Annotated in this window: 3 protein-coding genes; 2 read left to right on the top strand and 1 reads right to left on the bottom strand. The window is 61.4% G+C overall.

Translation table 11 applies throughout. The annotated features are described in order from the left end of the window. The coding region (locus A5688_RS03215; RefSeq protein ID WP_165607446.1) for a universal stress protein at window positions 1-115 on the bottom strand (115 nt) is incomplete at its 3' end. 138 nt (window positions 116-253) lie between these two features. On the opposite strand from A5688_RS03215, the gene A5688_RS03210 reads away from it, so the two are divergent. Next, entirely contained in the window at window positions 254-553 is a 300-nt protein-coding gene (locus A5688_RS03210) for a hypothetical protein (protein WP_067827533.1), read from the top strand. 90 nt (window positions 554-643) lie between these two features. Then, window positions 644-866 (top strand): hypothetical protein (locus A5688_RS27880; RefSeq protein WP_068268048.1); only part of this gene is annotated, 223 nt, incomplete at its 3' end.

Below are 866 nucleotides of genomic sequence, written 5' to 3'. Positions count from 1 at the left end.
TCACCACGATCAATTTCGCCTCGTGATGCGCAGCGATCGCGCCCGCACGCTCCACCGCACGCAGCGAGGAGTCCGAGCCATCGGTACCGACCACGACGATCTGATAGGCGCACATATCTCGCTCAGTGTAAGGCCGACGGCGGCGCCTTAGAAGTGCACAAAACGGGATATGGCGCCGTCCGGCACTGGAGTTTCGTGGTGGCAAACCCGAATTCGTGGTTGTCAAACGATACGAACGCGCGATAATTCCCGCATGCGTTTCATCTATGTCCCCGCGGCGGTCGGGACGGCCATCGCTGTGTCGATGGGGGCGCCGTCCGCTCACGCCGATACCGGCGTCAATGGATACGTTCAGTGCATAGGGGGCGACGCGAAGCCGCCGCCGCCGGGCGTAACCGCAGAAGATTGGTTTCCCAGCCTTCATGTGATCGACAACGACATCGTTGGGGGTGTGCCACCTGCCCAAGTGGTGCAGAGATTGATAACTATGGGGGTCAAGCCGGACGACGCCGCCACCCGAGTGCGGTGCTATATGGCCAACTCGCCGCATTAATCCAGCGCAGATCATCTCGCTGAATTTGTTGTACGCCAACATTTTTAATTGATTCTCGTCTCCGTACAAACGCTACAGATTCGAGGGGCCATGCATCGCACCCGACGTCTCGTCACCACCATGATCACCGCCGTCGCCCTGATGGTTGCGGCCGCCGCGTTCGCCTACGCGCCGCTTGCATCGGCCGACCCGATCTGCGGTGCGCCGGGAACGCCGCCATGTGCGGGACCGAGTCCGTTGACGCCCGAGCAGCAGTGCGCGTTCATCGCGTGGCGATCGATGATGCCATGCAACTGGCTCGGAATGCAGGTGC

The sequence above is a fragment of the Mycobacterium mantenii genome (assembly GCF_001667865.1).
Lineage (GTDB): Bacteria > Actinomycetota > Actinomycetes > Mycobacteriales > Mycobacteriaceae > Mycobacterium > Mycobacterium mantenii_A.
Note: the sequence above shows the minus strand (reverse complement) of the source record. Positions and strands in the feature narration are given on the sequence as shown.

Excerpts from the sequence above, each read along its gene's own strand:
- A5688_RS03210 (WP_067827533.1), top strand. The coding sequence starts at position 254 with ATGCGTTTCATCTATGTCCCCGCGGCGGTCGGGACGGCCATCGCTGTG.